General features: G+C 37.7%; 14 protein-coding genes. 8 read left to right on the top strand and 6 right to left on the bottom strand.

Annotation, left to right across the window (positions count from 1 at the left end):
• Nucleotides 1–15 precede the first annotated feature (15 nt).
• The gene (gene hemW / locus C0V70_RS17710) at nt 16–1,131 is read left to right on the top strand and encodes a radical SAM family heme chaperone HemW (protein ID WP_102245197.1); all 1,116 of its coding nucleotides are present in this window, start codon (nt 16–18) and stop codon (nt 1,129–1,131) included.
• Here hemW and C0V70_RS17705 read toward each other — a convergent pair.
• Nucleotides 1,077–2,078, bottom strand: a complete 1,002-nt coding sequence (locus C0V70_RS17705) for a glycosyltransferase (RefSeq protein WP_158649738.1) — start codon at nt 2,076–2,078, stop codon at nt 1,077–1,079. The genes hemW and C0V70_RS17705 overlap by 55 nt on opposite strands.
• Before the next feature lie 64 nt (nt 2,079–2,142).
• Between C0V70_RS17705 and C0V70_RS17700 the strand changes: the two genes are divergently transcribed.
• The 6 genes from C0V70_RS17700 (at nt 2,143) to C0V70_RS17675 (ending at nt 6,953) form a co-directional block, all read left to right on the top strand.
• Entirely contained in the window at nt 2,143–3,156 is a 1,014-nt protein-coding gene (locus C0V70_RS17700) for an SGNH/GDSL hydrolase family protein (RefSeq protein WP_102245195.1), read from the top strand.
• Complete coding sequence (locus tag C0V70_RS17695) at nt 3,153–4,184, top strand: hypothetical protein (protein ID WP_102245194.1); 1,032 nt, start codon at nt 3,153–3,155, stop codon at nt 4,182–4,184. The genes C0V70_RS17700 and C0V70_RS17695 overlap by 4 nt, the downstream gene beginning before the upstream one ends.
• Nucleotides 4,171–4,482 carry a S24/S26 family peptidase gene (locus C0V70_RS17690; RefSeq protein ID WP_102245193.1) on the top strand — a complete coding sequence of 104 codons (312 nt, stop codon included), beginning with the start codon at nt 4,171–4,173 and terminating at the stop codon, nt 4,480–4,482. The genes C0V70_RS17695 and C0V70_RS17690 overlap by 14 nt, the downstream gene beginning before the upstream one ends.
• Entirely contained in the window at nt 4,479–5,240 is a 762-nt protein-coding gene (locus C0V70_RS17685) for an ABC transporter permease (protein ID WP_102245192.1), read from the top strand. The genes C0V70_RS17690 and C0V70_RS17685 overlap by 4 nt, the downstream gene beginning before the upstream one ends.
• Nucleotides 5,233–5,994, top strand: a complete 762-nt coding sequence (locus C0V70_RS17680) for an ABC transporter ATP-binding protein (RefSeq protein WP_102245191.1) — start codon at nt 5,233–5,235, stop codon at nt 5,992–5,994. The genes C0V70_RS17685 and C0V70_RS17680 overlap by 8 nt, the downstream gene beginning before the upstream one ends.
• Before the next feature lie 62 nt (nt 5,995–6,056).
• The gene (locus tag C0V70_RS17675) at nt 6,057–6,953 is read left to right on the top strand and encodes an SUMF1/EgtB/PvdO family nonheme iron enzyme (protein WP_158649737.1); all 897 of its coding nucleotides are present in this window, start codon (nt 6,057–6,059) and stop codon (nt 6,951–6,953) included.
• Here the strand turns inward: C0V70_RS17675 and C0V70_RS17670 are convergent.
• From C0V70_RS17670 to C0V70_RS17660, 3 genes are read right to left on the bottom strand one after another with little or no spacing between them, the layout of a single operon-like run.
• Nucleotides 6,950–8,035, bottom strand: a complete 1,086-nt coding sequence (locus tag C0V70_RS17670; protein WP_102245189.1) for an SGNH/GDSL hydrolase family protein — start codon at nt 8,033–8,035, stop codon at nt 6,950–6,952. The two genes, C0V70_RS17675 and C0V70_RS17670, sit on opposite strands and share 4 nt — an antisense overlap.
• A 43-nt stretch (nt 8,036–8,078) precedes the next feature.
• A complete protein-coding gene (locus tag C0V70_RS17665; protein WP_102245188.1) occupies nt 8,079–9,308 on the bottom strand; it encodes a hypothetical protein in 1,230 nt (409 codons plus the stop codon).
• The gene (locus C0V70_RS17660) at nt 9,308–10,906 is read right to left on the bottom strand and encodes a type IV pilus modification PilV family protein (protein WP_102245187.1); all 1,599 of its coding nucleotides are present in this window, start codon (nt 10,904–10,906) and stop codon (nt 9,308–9,310) included. Before C0V70_RS17660 ends, C0V70_RS17665 begins: the two co-directional genes overlap by 1 nt.
• Before the next feature lie 118 nt (nt 10,907–11,024).
• On the opposite strand from C0V70_RS17660, the gene C0V70_RS17655 reads away from it, so the two are divergent.
• Nucleotides 11,025–12,275: a hypothetical protein gene (locus C0V70_RS17655; protein WP_102245186.1), complete on the top strand. Its 1,251-nt coding sequence runs from the start codon at nt 11,025–11,027 to the stop codon at nt 12,273–12,275.
• Here C0V70_RS17655 and C0V70_RS17650 read toward each other — a convergent pair.
• Nucleotides 12,272–13,495 carry a hypothetical protein gene (locus C0V70_RS17650; RefSeq protein ID WP_133566662.1) on the bottom strand — a complete coding sequence of 408 codons (1,224 nt, stop codon included), beginning with the start codon at nt 13,493–13,495 and terminating at the stop codon, nt 12,272–12,274. The two genes, C0V70_RS17655 and C0V70_RS17650, sit on opposite strands and share 4 nt — an antisense overlap.
• Nucleotides 13,464–14,297: a hypothetical protein gene (locus tag C0V70_RS19100; RefSeq protein ID WP_133566663.1), complete on the bottom strand. Its 834-nt coding sequence runs from the start codon at nt 14,295–14,297 to the stop codon at nt 13,464–13,466. The genes C0V70_RS17650 and C0V70_RS19100 overlap by 32 nt, the downstream gene beginning before the upstream one ends.
• Nucleotides 14,298–14,988: the final 691 nt, after the last annotated feature.

Here is a 14,988-nt window from a genome sequence, read left to right as displayed (position 1 = left end):
TGGAAGTAATGTTTGATGTCTAATCCCGTTTCATCCCTCTATCTCCATTTTCCATTTTGCAGACATTTATGTAACTATTGCGACTTTTATAAAAAAGTTCCTACCGATAGAACAAATGACCTTGCTGGCTTTCATGAATATATGGAAAGCGCAGCAGTAGAACATGAAAAGCTGATGAAAACGAACGGGTGTTCGTGGGCACCGCTTAAGACTCTTTACATTGGAGGCGGAACACCTTCTTTGTGGGGAAGTGAAGGTAGTGCTTTTTTGCAAAGCTTACTAAAAAAACACCACATCACAATAGCGCCAGATTGTGAGTTCACTCTGGAAGTGAATCCGGGGAGCTGGGATAAAGAAAGCCTGGCCCTTTGGGAAAAAGCAGGCGTGAACCGCTACTCATTAGGAATTCAGTCTCTCCAAAAAGAAGCGATTAAATACCTCGACCGCGTTCATAGTATTGAAGACGTTTACGAGACGTTGCAATTTTTCAAAGACAAAAAGGCCAACTTCTCAATGGATTTTATGCTGGGACTTCCATACTCCCAAGAAATGAAGCGAGATGTAATTGGTGAACTTAAAAAGGCCCTGGAATATAATCCATCACACTTTAGTGTTTATATCTTAACGGTTAAAGATAACTACACCCACTACAAGGCCCTGCCGAGTGAAGAGTGGATTGAAGACGAATTCATGAAAGTGGCAGAGTTTTTAAAATCGCAAGGTTTTGTTCATTACGAAGTTTCTAATTTTGCAAAACCTGGTTTTGAATCAAAGCACAACTTGAATTATTGGAAGTCAGAGTCAGTCGCAGCTGTCGGCCCTTCAGCAACGGGATTTTTAAAAGAGGCAAGGCTTCGCTATAAATGGAAAACGAAAGAGGCGAAAGTCGAACTTGAAGAATTAGACGAAGAAGCTTTCCGCTTGGAAAAAGTTTATATGGCCATGAGATCTTTTGAAGGAGTTTCTCCCTCGTGGTTTAAGGATGAACAGGCGTTTTTAGGATTAGCAGATAAGTGGAATAAACACGGATGGGCTGCTCTTGAAAATGATGGCAAGGTGAGGTTAACAAGCAGAGGTTACTTGCTGCTTGATTCGTTGATGAATGACCTGTTTTCTTTAAAGTTATTGTAGAAAATCGGACCGAATTTCCATAGACCTTTTGAAAGTCCAATTGCATAGGCACCAAGAATAAAATAGTGCATGAAAATGTACTTGAAGCTAAATGACTTCCAGACGACGGCATTGTAAAGAGCGACTGTCAGAGCGTAAATAGCAAAGACAAAAATCAAAAAACTCTGAGGGTGAAATACCAGCCAGAGAAAAGATAAAAAACTCACTAGCGGTAAAAAGTAGATCAGCTCTTTGCGGTTAGGTAGAGTCACGAAATTAAGCACGCGGCATTCGCCACTTTTAATAACGGCAGCTCCAAGCTTTTCCAGGTTTTCTTTGCGCAGGTGATAGACATAAATTTTTGGAGAGTAATGCAGAATTTTGCCTTTTTCTTTTAACTCTTTAAGCAGAAAGTTCTCTTCATTTCTAAAAAGATCAGTATTGAATTTAAAGCCCTCTGCATGAAAAAGTGAGGTTTTCATCCACAGGTTGCAAAGAATCAGCTCGCGCTCGCTTGAATCCGACGAATACCTGTCTGTTTTAGTATGTCTCTTGTAAGTTGGCCCCATGCAAAGTGGGGAAGAGAGTACTTCTCCAGTGAGTTTTTGAAAAACGCTAGCACTCTTTGTTGTTTGATCTGGGCCACCAAGAACATCCCACCCATTGTCGAAATTTAGGTGCGAAAAGTAATCAGGAGGCAAAGTGCAGTCGTCATCGAGGAAAAATAAGTACTCACCGCGGACCTTTGTCACGCCAAAGTTGCGGGCAGCGGCAGGTGTCGTTTTGTGAATGAAATGAAAAGAGTAGTCTTTGTAGATTCGCGAAAATCTTTCAATGTTTGTGCGATCGCCATTAAAAACAACAACAACTTCAAACGAATGTGAAGTTGGGCTTTTTCGAATGGATTCCAGACACTGAACAAGCTCCTTTTGCCTGTTGTAGGTCACGATGATGATACTATATTTCATGGGCATAGATTAAAGAAAGATGATGTCATTGTCATGAGGAAAGTAGTGACGTTACAATAATCTTATGAAACTTTTCTCACTCTTAATTTTTTGTATTTCTCTTGGAGTCTGGGCCAAAGTGCCTGACTCAGAAGTCATTGAGACTGCAAAGACTGCTGACGGCAAAATATTAGTGGAGAATAATAAAGTTTGGTACGGCCAAGGTTACAATCAAGACACTTATGAAGCTTTAAAGGCTCAGATCGGTTGGGTTTATCCTATCTATTCAAGAGTTCAGCATTCTAAAAAAATTCAAGGCACTCAAGAGGGTTACGATGTCTTCTACGACATTAATGCTTTAGGGCAAAGAGTTTATGATGTAGCAGCTCCTAAGAAAAAGCATCTCATTCTAGCAGGAGACTCTAATACTTTCGGATTAGGGCTTCCCAATGAAGAGACACTGGCCGCTCTTTTTACTAAATCCTGGTTAGATTATCATGTCTACAATTTTGGCCATGGAGGAGGGGCGCCTCACAACACATTATCCCTGATGGAAAATTTTCCGTGGGATAAAGAGATTAAAGAAAGTGAAGGGCAGTTTGTTTATATTTTTTATCCAAACTGGATGTCGATGAGAGTCATTGGAACTAAAAGTTACCTGACTTGGGATAGGGGGGACAGTCCTTGGTATGCATTGGATAAAGGAAAGTTGGTGAGAAAAGGGAGCTTTAATGACCGGCTACTTACGCATCTTCTAAAATTTTTGTCTTTTATTGATGTGTTTAATTGGATTGGTGATCTTCCAAAACTCAAAGCTTCAGACATGGATTTGGTGGCAAAAATTTTAGTAAAAATGAATAATGAATATCTGATCAAGTTTCCTAAAGGGAAATTTATTGTTGTTATTAGCAACTATCATGAAACAAAAAAGGATTACGTCAAAGAACTCGATCGACTTTTAAAACTTTATAAAATTGACACGGCTTTTATTCATTTAAATCATCCCGAAAGTCCACGCTATCATTTGGTGGATCATCACTTTAATTACGAAGGCCAGAAAATGACGGCCCAGGATTTAATGGGGGTGCTCAAACCATGAAGCCTGCCTATTTTGAATTTTATGGTCACAAAGTTAAAGTAGAGTCAGAGGCCCCTGAGCTTCTGCATTTGTTAAAAAAAGATTTTTCTTCTTTTGTTAAAGAAAGAGAAGACGTTGCGGTCGGTTTTTCTTTGCACGTTTATTTAGACGATCCTCCATTGGAGCAAATTCCAAATATTGTTTGCACTATGCAGACAATCAATTCGATTTGTTATGACATCCATGATGTGCGCTATTGTGACTATTATGGAGAGTTGCTGGTTATTCTTAACAAGAAAACCAACAGTGCCAAAATGTATTCTAAAAATCTCTCAAAGATTCACGAGGTGAGCTATCTCTTGATTCTTTCGCGCATTGGAAAGCGCATGGATTTGGAAGGGCTTCATAAGCTCCACGCTTTTAGCGTTGCCTATAAAGACCTGGCCTTAGTTTGCATGATGCCTATGAAAGGTGGGAAAAGCACGCTTTTGATGGAGTTTTTAAAAGACTCGCGTTTCAAAATTATTTCTGATGATATCCCTTTAGTCGACTGGCAAGGACGTATCAGGCCTTTTCCTATCAAAATTGGCTTAAGTGATAAGGCCGTTGAGCTCAAGGTGTTCAACCCAGAAGAAAATTATTATCATATGGATCGAGGCCAATATGGAAAAAAGAAGCTTCTTTCTTTAAAAGGCCTTCCTGGAAAAGTGGTAGAGCTTGAGAAGTCCTATGAGAAGGTGCTTTTAATTGAAGCTTTCCGTTACAATTCACGGACGTCAATTCTTAAAGATTCCAGTTTTCTCTCGACTGGAAAAGGGCTTCTAAAACATGGAGTTATTGGTTTTGGTTTGCCGATGGTCATTGAATATTTTTGGGAAAATGGCTGGAGAGATTTTTTAACAAAGACAAAGATCTTTTGCTTTCGTTGCATTGGCTTTGGAGCACTGTTGTTTCGAGCTAAGCGCATGAAACTTTTTTTAGGAAGAAACCCGGAAGAAGCGGCAGAAGTGATTATGAAATACATTGCGGCCAATTATGAAAAAATATAGAGTTGTCTCCGGCTCTATGATGCCGGTCATCCCCATTGGAATGGAGATTTTTTTAGAAGAGGTGAGCTTCCCCGACCTAAAAAAATTCGACATCATTGTCTTTAATGACTCGGGCAAGTACACTTGTCACTATATATGGCATATCAATAAGCACCTGGATCAAGGAATGATCATTACTAGAAACCTGGATGGTTATAAGTTTGATGACCCGTTTGCTTTTGATCAGGTCGTCGGGAGAGTGACCAATGTCAAACTTCCTCTTTGGACGAAACTTAAACTCCTTTTTTGGATTAAATGAAACAGCTAGAAAAACTGCTCTTTCTTACTTACTTTCAAATGCGTTCAAAGTACCGCAAAACTTTGGCCGGATTCGTATGGGTTATTGCTTATCCCATTATCAGTTTTATTATCCAGGCAACTGTCTTTGATAAAATCTTAAAACTCAATATTCAAAATTACCCGTTGTTTTTGCTCTCTGGGCTTTTGCCTTGGGTTTTTATCAGTCAAAGTGTGACATCTTTTGCAAGTTCTCTGGTTCACTCGAGGGAAGTTCTCCTCACTTTTAAAGTTCATCCCAATTATATTATTGGGGCCAATGTCCTGGATAATTTTTTTAATTACCTGGTGGCCACTTTGATTCTAATCGTTGCCTTAATGGGGCTTGGAATGATGAGTTTTTCTTTACCGCAATTAGTACTTTTCCTATTGAGTACTTTAGTCCTTTTAGTGTTTGGTTTCGTCTTAACGATGATTATTAGTTTTCTTCACGTTTTTTATAGAGACATCCAGTTTGTTTCGACTTTTCTCCTGGGACTCGCTTTTTTCGTAACGCCCATTTTTTATTCGCGCGACTATTTGGAGGCAAGTTTCCCTTGGATTTTAAAGATCAATCTTTTTTATCCTCTAATCGCTCTCTTTCAAAATTCTCTTTATGAATTAAATACAGAAGCCTGGTTAAGTTATATGGGAATCAGCTTGGCGATTGTTGCTGGTCTTGGACTTATGCTGGCCTTTCTTTTTAACAGAAAAATGAAGGATTTTTACATCAATGTCTAATGAAGTCATCTTAAGCGTAAAAGATTTTTCCCTCTCTTATGAGGCAAAGTACTACCGCGCCCATAATGTGAGAGATCTCTTTGTCAGCATGCTTAAGAGTCCTATTAATTATTTTCTCAATGCCCCTGACCGCTTATTGGTCTTGAGCAAAATTTCATTTGATGTAAAAAAAGGGGAACGAGTAGGCATTTTAGGGGCCAATGGCGTTGGGAAAACTTCTCTTTGCCGTTATCTTTCAAAAATTATTGCTTCAGATAAAATTCTGTTAAATGGCGAAGCACGCGCCATCTTTGAAACAGGACTTAATATTTATCCTGAGCTAACGGGACGTGAGAATGCCATTTTATTATGTGAACTGATGTATACCAACATTTCACGTCCTGAGAAAAAAGCTCTGGTAGAAGAAGCCATTCTTTTTAGCGATCTTAAAGATTTTGCCAACGTTCCTTTAAAAAATTACAGCAAGGGAATGAAGGCGCGCCTTTTCTTATCTCTTTTGACGGCCAAAACATCAGACTTAATTATTCTCGATGAGGTCCTAGGTGGGACCGATCAGTTTTTTGCAGAGAAATTAAATTCCAGAATTAATAAAATGATTGAAGGAAGCGGAGCCTCGATAATCGTCTCTCACAACCTCGATGAAGTGTCCCTTCTTTGCAATCGAGTGATCGTTTTATCTGACAGATCCATCGCCTTTGATGGAAATGCTAAGGATGGCATCGACTTTTATAAAAATATGCTCCCCGCTCAATAGCAATTAATTCAATTTAATGTATACTATTAATGATTTTCAACAATATTGCCACGCAGGGTATTATGAGTAAAAAAACAATTACCATTACTTCTATTATCATCGTCTTGATCGTCGTCATCGCAAGCGCATATTTCTTCTATTTCAACCCACAGGTTTGCCCTGTCGGATACGTTGAATTCGACGGCGCACTTTCAAGAGTCTGTGTTGCTAAATACGAAATGAGAAAAGGGGCCAATGGCCAGGCCGTCTCTCAACCTCAAGGCCTTCCATGGACGATGGTCAAACTTAAGGAAGCTATCGCTGCTTGCCAAAAAAATGGTGAGAGATACGATTTGATCTCAAATGAAATTTGGACTCTTGTCGCAAGAGATATTGCTTCAGTTCCTGAGAATTGGAGTTCTGGGGCCGAGTATGTCGGTAGGCTAAATGTTGGGCATGCGAACAAATCACCTAATGCACCACTGGCTGCGAGCACTAATGATCAGGATGCTTGTTTTGGTTTAACTGAAAAATGCTCTCAATCTGTGTGGAGCTTTTTTAGAAGAACTCACGTACTTCCAAACAATGTTGTTATCTGGGATTTGTCGGGTAACGTTGCTGAGTGGATTAAAGACACTTCGCCACTTTTAAACACGGATAACCATGTTGCCTTTAGTTTAGTAAAATTCAACAATCCGCCTTTTTCTCGTTTTGGACCGACTACTAATTGTGATAACCCTGAACTTTCGAATATGTTCTGTGGGTTTGGTGCTTTTAAGAATGCCAAAGTTGCACACAAAAATGGAATTTGCAGAGGTGGGCATTGGGAGCAGGGAAGTCCTGATGTTTCTGGGGTTTTTGCGACGGCGATTAACCTGAATATTTGGGATAGAGATAAGCATCTTGGGTTTAGATGTGTGTATAGGCCGCTTGAAGGGATTACTTCTGTGAGGGATTTGATTACTAGATTGAGAAATTAATTTTTTTGCTGAATTAGTTTTACAATTTCATCGGCTATTAATTTATGGCCTTTAGCTGAAGGGTGGACTGGGTCGTAGAAGTTATTAGTTGCAGATGAGTTAACTAATAAAGACCAACTATCAATACATTTCAATTTTTTTTCTTCACAAAACTTCTTTAAAAAACCATTAAATTCAATAACAGAAATATTGATATTATCTGGTTCTAGTGTTTTTGCAAATTTTAATTTTTCCTGAGCTTCTTTACATTTTTTATTGCGCGCAAGGTTTTTCATTTCTAGGTAAGTGTTTTCAATTAGTGTTTTACTGAAAAGGGAATTCTTATGCTTTAACAAAAATGGTGTATTGATAATAATAGGTGTAATGTTTTTTTCTTTCATTTCATTGGTCATAGCAGTTAAAGCATTTTCATAGTCTTTCCACTCAACTCTTTGAGCAGAGTTGACAAGCTTTTCACAATTTATTGAGTGTTCAATCTGCCTTAAAACAAGTGACAAAGATGAAGCAAAATCAGTTGGTAGTTGCATTTTGTCGATGGCAAGTCCATAAGGCCCTTGTGAAAAAAAAGTCAGGTCATTAACTGGTTCTGAATCAAAGAAACGAAATTTGTCCAAGTCGTTAACACCGTAAGCGATCACTGCATACTGAGGATGTAGAAGAGGAGAAACTTTTTGCCACATCTTTTGCCCCTGAAGTATTGAGTGACCGATTCCTGAAGCATTGAGTGGATTAAGTTTTAGTTTTTCACCAATAATAGAAGTGTAGGTGTCTTCATTTGCAACCCCCCAGCCAAAAGCAGAGGATGGGCCGAGAGTGAGGATTTGAACGTCGGTACTTTGATTATTATTTTTAGGAAGGCGAAACCCATTATCATTAGTAAGCACAGGTTGTTTTTCAAAAGTTGTTTTTAAGTTAGGTTTCTGCATCCAGCCAAGATCAAAATCGTATTGTAAAATTTTTCTTGCTCGATAAAGGGGATTTGTAGAGTGTTGTAGAAAAAGATTACAGGTAAGCTCGAGAATGATAGCACAAATAAAAAGTTGGATAGTGTAGAAGCTAATTGTTTTTAATTTTTCTTTCATGGTGAAAAAACTTTTAAGGTGCCACTTTGTGGCACCTTAAATATTAATAAGGACGGTCAATACAGTTAGTAGCTTGTCCAGCTATGTTAATAGAGTTAATAGCATAACCGGAAGAGCAAGTTGCAGGGATTGTTAATGCTTGGCAAGCCCCAGCTGGAATAGAACCATCTGAGTTGACTGATCTTGCATATGTGCCAGCTGCACAATTCCCATTTGGATTTTTTGTAAAAGCACTACAAGTAACATTTCCAGAAGAGTCAACATTGTTAATGTACTGATAAGGAGGACAATCTTTTTGAATAATTTTGGGTACGCAATCTGGACCACTTGAAGTCCATCTTCTTAAAACTCTTTGTGTTCCATCGGGCAAATCAGTACAGTTTAAATCGATTTCCTGATAGCCGGTTGTTGTCGCAGATAAAACTCTTCCTGGAGTAGTAAATAAAGACCTAAAAGCGATACAAATGGGAGTACCGTCGGGATTGATTCCATTCATAAAAAAGCCAGAGGCGCATGAAGCACCACCTGTTGCATATGTAGCGCAAGTATAATTAGTTATCCCTGAAGCAGACACGGATTTTTTTAAAAACTGATTAGCTGGACATACGGAAGTTGTACCTGCTGTGACTTGTGTACCTGATAACTGAACGTTGTGTGTACATGTATTATTTGATGTATCCCACACAGCTCCGTTTCCTTTACAGCTATTCTCGATGGCCTTTTTAATCATTGCAGCCGTGTCCACGAAACAGCTGGAGACATTTGTCCCAGTACTGTCTCGTTGTATATAAACATCCACTTCAAAGTTTCTATTTACTTTTTTTGAACCAGTGTCGAGAGTATTGGCAATCGTATAATTGATTGAAAGCCTTAATGACTTATCAGTACCAGCAATTGCAGCTGAATTGATAGTATTAATGGTAAATAAATTCTTAATTGCTCCAGAACCATTGCTTCCTTTACTCTCTGTAATCTGTTGCCCCGGAGCTAAAAATGGTTGTAAGTTTTTACTGTATAAGGTTAATGCTGTTCTTGTAATTGGCTGTGGGGTCGGAAAGGCAAATGTTCTTCTGCAAGCTTCAGGGTTTGACATGTTCCCAATAATCAAGTTTTTAATATATGAAGATTCAGTAGTTTCAATAACTCTATTAATAGATTTTTCATTGGTTTTTAATAAACTAACGGCCACCAATGCAACTGCAGCAGCAATACCTCCTGCAATTGTAATTTCAAGAAGGGTGAAACCACTTTTAGACTGAAATAATTTTTTCATTAGTAACATCCTACTTGGGTTTGATTAGTTGTTACAGATGTATAAGCCGAGGCATAGCAAGCATGGCTTGTGTTCGGGTAACCATTCCATGAGTAACATGTTGTGGAGTTTTGGGGCTGGTCTTGCCAGTTACCACTACCACCGTAAGGAACAGCATATCTTGTTTGTCTGTTAGCATCGCAGTAGTATGTGTTGGAAATATCTGTACAAGAAGTAGTGTATTGATAGCCCCATTGTGAGCAACGGGCCCATCCTGAAGGACAAGAGCTACCATTAAAGACACACATACTATTACTTCCACCCATGTTGGCTACATATCCACCAGCATCAGTACAGTGTTTATCATTGTGTGAAGAACCAGTTCCATTACATCTCATTAAGCGATAAACTCGGTCACAAATAGGATTCCCATTTGCATCAATACCTCTCATCGCTTCACCTGCATTACAGCTAGCTGGTAAATTAATAAAAGCTGCACATGTTGGGGTTCCAGCAGAATCAACACCTGTAATTCGTTGACCTTCTGGACACGTTCTAGCATTTAGGGCCATAGCATTGCAGTCGACATCTCCATTTGCATTAACTTGTCTTGAAAAATTATTAGCACCACAATTGCGTTGAAAACCAATTTCTCTACAAATAATTCCACCGTTTGCATTAAAACCTGCAAAAGCATAAAAGATACCGTAGATAGTGCAATCAACTGCTGTGCATGTATAAGCGCCCGCCGAATTTTTAAGAAGGACAGAACCTGCGGCACATGGTTTTAAAGCGTAACCACATTTCACATTTCCAGCGTTGTCATATCCTGTAACAAATTGGCCAGTAGGGCAGGCATGATTTAAGCTGGCGCAAGTGTATTCCGTTCTCCCTGATGAAGTCGTGACGGCTTTAATGTATTGTCCATCAGGGCATCCCGCAGCTGTGTTGGTGATGTCTAGATTGTTATGTGTACAAGTACCATATGGGTTGGCTGCAGTTGGAGCATCGTACTTAGCTGCATTACCCTGACAGGCAAGGTTAACTGCATTTTTTGCAATTTGATCAAAGTTACCAAAACACGATGTGATATTCCCAGATGCATCCAGGATCGTATTTAAAGGAAGCTCTTTTGTAACAGTGGGAGTTGTAAAAGTTAAAAGCCCAGCTCCTTTTCTTTGGAAGCTGACTTTTAAAATCATTTCGTTAACACCATTTGCAACAGTTCTGATATCTGTTACTTGAATTTGCCCTTGTGAAGTGGTGCTTGCTCCAGTTCCTGTTAATCCGTAGTTTCCATTTTCCTGCAAAAAAGCTGTACCGGTTGCAGTATAGAGGGCCGTTTGAGCTGTATTGTTGGGATTTTTTCCAAGAAAATTATTCGTAGTCGAACAAACAGCTTCGTCACTAATTTCAGAAATAACTCTTCGAAATATATTATTAATCTCAGCTTCGGAAGAAATCTCAGTGACTGATTTGGTTGACAACTTTTGTTGGCTAATAACGGCTAACCCGACAACCCCCAGAATACCTATTGAGACTAGAACTTCGACTAAACCGAACCCTAACTGTCTGCTTTTAAGATTGGTAAATCCCGGTTTTCTTTTGGAATCCTTCATGAGCGATACCTTTTTCTATAAATAATATATTCTTATTTTACTATATTATGCTCTAATATAGAGAGAAGTAAAAAATTAATTTGTATGAGTTTAAAATTATCAATTGCCTGAGCGTATTATGCTTAAAATGAATCAAAAAGGGGTATCACTACCTGTTGTAATGCTAATTACTGCATTGATTGCAGCTAATAGTTACTATTTTTTATCCCTAAATAAGACGGCTAAAACGACAAACGTATCACAAACAATTGAGTTAAAAGAAGATGCCGAAAAAAAGAGAATTGCAGCTTTTCTTGCAGATTATACAGTTTGTAATTCAAACCTCGCCGGAAAAACAATTGCGGCTTTAAAGGCAAATCCCGCAGCTCCAGATACCTCGCAAATCTCTAATCTAAAAAAAGGTGGGATAAACTTTTTAAATTATGGAAGTACATACGCAGGGGGAACCCATACATTGACTCGTATTTTTTTGCTTGAGGATACTACTTCATCTGTCGTTAAAACAAAGTATTCTCTCGTTGCTTCATATACGGTATTTCAAGGGAAAACGACTGCTAAGAAAAATGCATCAGTTACCATTCCTTTGTACATTGATCAAGATGCAGGAGGAGTGGTTACTCGCTGTTATGCAAGGCCAGATGAGGATACTGCTTTAACCGGTACGAAAGTTGAGCAAGCTGTCCAGAGTGCATGCTTGGGAGAGACTGCCCTGTTTGCTAATTCGGGTGGTGATATCAGTTGTAAACATGAAGTTCTGCCAACATCATGTATCTCACCTGGGGGCGTTTTAACTGGAAATCTTTTAAAAGATGTTGAGATAACCAGTCAGCATGAGTTGAAATTTAATTGTGGTTATTTACCAATTTCAGATTGTCCAACAACCACAACACCATTTCCCAATTTAGGGACATCAATTTCTAATTCTACAGTTCAGTGTGCGAATCCCGATTCTCCGGCCATTTGTCCTAATGGGCAGGCAATGGTTTTTAATAATGGCAATACGATCGGGTGTGCCTCACAGTGTCTTCCTACTACGGATACAAATTTATTACATCATTCTTATCAAGCTACTTCGGGCTCACCAATTTGTTATACGCGACCTCTTGCCTGTCCTCCTGGCAAATATGCTGAAAAAATTCTGGCCAATGGGCAGACTCGTTGTGGGGATATTAGATATAAGGGGCTTGGTTGTCCTGCTAATACATATGTTACGGATATGGATACGGAATCAACAGGTCCCAATGCACCCTTTACATGTAGCTCATATACTAAATCGAAAAGCTGCGCCTCGGCTGGAACCTATACCTATGTTAATAGTTTCAATACAGTGACCCCAATTTGTGTAAATTACAGTGCGGGGGGGTATTAGTTAGATTCTGGAAGAATAAAAGGGATGCGCTCATCGATGAGTTGCTGATGAATGTTTTTTATCGCTTGATCATCTCTTCTTTGTCCAGCAATTGCCAGTGCTAGATCATACCATTCGATCGATGGAAAAGTTTTTCGATTTGCTTCAATAACTTCGAGAGATTTATCCAATTCACCATTTTGATATAGAAGTTGAGCATATTTTAGCTTGGCTTTACCTTCGAAGGGGTATGGTGATTTCAAAATGCTCATAGCTTCATTCCAAGATGACATTAGGTCAATTGTATTACTTTGTAATCTGAGAGTGAGAAACAAAAAATAAAAGTTAAAAACAAGGGCTAAGATGGCTATTGTTTTACCTTTTACTTCTGAAATAATTCCACTGAATAGTAACAAAATAAAAAATATTATGAATGGATTTTCGCTTGGAAATAAGTAATAAAATTCGTTCTTTGAGCGTATTAATTCTTTAATCGGAATAAAAGTAGTGGTAAATCCTAAAAAAACACAAAAGTACAGGTAGTTTCTAGTCTTCTTTAAAAAAGCGCATCCAATTATTAATACGAAAAAAATTAAAATGGTTAATAAGTTTGGGTAGTTTTCCCAGAGCAGACCATAATTGAATATACTTAAGTTTATTGGCGCAAAGATAATTTCTGCTTGATAGAAGAATGTTTTGTAACCGGAAGTCAAAATTTGTTTTTGGGTATGGAAATCAGGGACAAGTTGAGTTGCAAAATAGCTCAAAGTTAGTATTGATACTATTTTAATTTCTTTAGTTGTTTTTTTTGAAGTAATAAGAAGAAGAGGTACTATAAAGAGTTTTGTGTTTAGTAGTATTGAGATACATAAAGAAATGAATGATGCTTTCAAATGATTTCTAACAAATAATAAAACAAAAATTAAAAAGAAAAACTCTGCAAAAAGAAATTGTATTTTTGAGGAGAAAAGAAAAACATCGTAGTGTGAAGGACTGGCTATATATAAAGATGCAGCGATAAAACCAATTTTTTCATCTGATTTTAGTTGGCCGATTATTTTTTTTATGATGAATGCATTTAATAACAATAGTCCATGAGCTGTGATGGTATTTAGGAGGGGGTATTTTTGGGTGCCTTCAAAGGAAGGTATTAGGTGGTAACCATACCAAAGCAGTATTGAGTATAAAAATAAATAAATATAAGAGTCTTTATAGTGTTTGATCATCAACGAATTCGCCATTCATTTTTTTTAAATTTAATTCAATCTCATTATCAATTTTTTCTTTTTCTAAAGAATAGTCTTTTTTGATTTTTAGCAGAATACTATTAGACTCTACAAAATTTCCTTCGTAAAAAAATTGCTTTGCGAGCATCATTTGAATTAAAGGGTTTTTGGGAGAGCTTTCAATTGAAAGCGAAATCATCTCATTCGGGGTTTTCATTTTTCGAGCGTTTGAAAAGGTTTTTATTGTCATGAAACAAATCATAAAGGTTAAGAGAGGTAATAGGATCTTTTTTTGAGTAATTCTTGATAGACAAAAAACAAATGCAATTAAAGGAGCACTCAGCCAATAATCGACAAAATTTGAATAATGAAAAATAGGTATATATATAGCCCCACATAGAGGTAATATTAAGAGTAAATAGGATGCTGAGCTGTAAAGGAAAAGAGTGTCATTTATTGAATAATAAAAAAGAATTGTCGTTGCAATTAAGAGTATAACAATAAAATTGATAGCAAAGTCAGTGTAAGAATCGTTTAGGGTTGTCATCGGGTGTACGAGAAGTGTTTTCCAGGGATAAAATGAAAAAACAACATACTTAGTTAGGTTGGCCATGCTTAACGATACTTTTGCCATCGGGTTTTCATATTTTTCTTGTGGAATTGGTGCCGGACGAACTGGACCAGTTGCAAAAACCATAGGACTTGTGCTTTTTTTTATTAAATAATATTGATAATGATTCTTTACTAAAGCTGTTTGTGGGCTTTTTAAATGAGATGACCATAGAGTTAAGCTTATCGAGTAAAGAGCTATGATCATAAATGGCAAAAGTATTTTGCGATATTTTGAAAAAGGCATTAACAAAATCAATGGGGTGAAAACTGATTTTGACAGAACAGAAAGTAAGAAGAATAAGATTGATAGTGCGTAGTTAAGTTTTTTGTCACGTTGGAGAAAAAAAATGAACGACATGAGAAAAAAAGTTATGGCCATTAGTGTTTTAACTTGAACGATCCAGGCCACTGTAAAAAAATGAGCAGGATGAACAACATAGAGAATCGCGAGCCAAAAAGCATAGGATGATTTTAATTCCTTTAGAAGTTTGTATAATAAAAGTCCGTTGATTGAATGAAGAATGACGCTAAGTAAATGGTAATATATGACCTTCGTTCCCCACAGCTTCAAAAGTAAAGAGACTGAGGTGTAAAACACCGGCCAAGATCTTCTGTGGTTGCCCCATTTCCAAAATTCAATTGGATTCACATTCTTTAAAGTCCACGACTTAAAAATGAAGTACCAATCATCCCAAAAGGGAAGAGATCCCATTGTTGGATAATACAAAAGGATAACGATCAGAAAGAATAGAAGGCAAAGGCCAATTCGTCTTATCCATTGATGATTTTGGAGCGAGTTCAACATTAATTGATCCAGACAAAGTAATTCTCTATATACTAATATTAGATCATAATAACTTGATTAAAAGACAAATATTTAAGAAGCGACCAACTGA

Source organism: Bacteriovorax stolpii (assembly GCF_002872415.1).
In the GTDB taxonomy this organism is placed as follows: Bacteria; Bdellovibrionota; Bacteriovoracia; order Bacteriovoracales; family Bacteriovoracaceae; genus Bacteriovorax; species Bacteriovorax stolpii.
The sequence above is the reverse complement of the archived record's forward strand: the minus strand, read 5'-3'. Positions and strand labels throughout refer to the sequence as shown.

Excerpts from the sequence above, each read along its gene's own strand:
- hemW (WP_102245197.1), top strand. The coding sequence starts at position 16 with ATGTCTAATCCCGTTTCATCCCTCTATCTCCATTTTCCATTTTGCAGA.
- C0V70_RS17705 (WP_158649738.1), bottom strand. The coding sequence starts at position 2,078 with ATGAAATATAGTATCATCATCGTGACCTACAACAGGCAAAAGGAGCTT.
- C0V70_RS17700 (WP_102245195.1), top strand. The coding sequence starts at position 2,143 with ATGAAACTTTTCTCACTCTTAATTTTTTGTATTTCTCTTGGAGTCTGG.
- C0V70_RS17695 (WP_102245194.1), top strand. The coding sequence starts at position 3,153 with ATGAAGCCTGCCTATTTTGAATTTTATGGTCACAAAGTTAAAGTAGAG.
- C0V70_RS17690 (WP_102245193.1), top strand. The coding sequence starts at position 4,171 with ATGAAAAAATATAGAGTTGTCTCCGGCTCTATGATGCCGGTCATCCCC.
- C0V70_RS17685 (WP_102245192.1), top strand. The coding sequence starts at position 4,479 with ATGAAACAGCTAGAAAAACTGCTCTTTCTTACTTACTTTCAAATGCGT.
- C0V70_RS17680 (WP_102245191.1), top strand. The coding sequence starts at position 5,233 with ATGTCTAATGAAGTCATCTTAAGCGTAAAAGATTTTTCCCTCTCTTAT.
- C0V70_RS17675 (WP_158649737.1), top strand. The coding sequence starts at position 6,057 with ATGAGTAAAAAAACAATTACCATTACTTCTATTATCATCGTCTTGATC.
- C0V70_RS17670 (WP_102245189.1), bottom strand. The coding sequence starts at position 8,035 with ATGAAAGAAAAATTAAAAACAATTAGCTTCTACACTATCCAACTTTTT.
- C0V70_RS17665 (WP_102245188.1), bottom strand. The coding sequence starts at position 9,308 with ATGAAAAAATTATTTCAGTCTAAAAGTGGTTTCACCCTTCTTGAAATT.
- C0V70_RS17660 (WP_102245187.1), bottom strand. The coding sequence starts at position 10,906 with ATGAAGGATTCCAAAAGAAAACCGGGATTTACCAATCTTAAAAGCAGA.
- C0V70_RS17655 (WP_102245186.1), top strand. The coding sequence starts at position 11,025 with ATGCTTAAAATGAATCAAAAAGGGGTATCACTACCTGTTGTAATGCTA.
- C0V70_RS17650 (WP_133566662.1), bottom strand. The coding sequence starts at position 13,495 with ATGGCGAATTCGTTGATGATCAAACACTATAAAGACTCTTATATTTAT.
- C0V70_RS19100 (WP_133566663.1), bottom strand. The coding sequence starts at position 14,297 with ATGATCATAGCTCTTTACTCGATAAGCTTAACTCTATGGTCATCTCAT.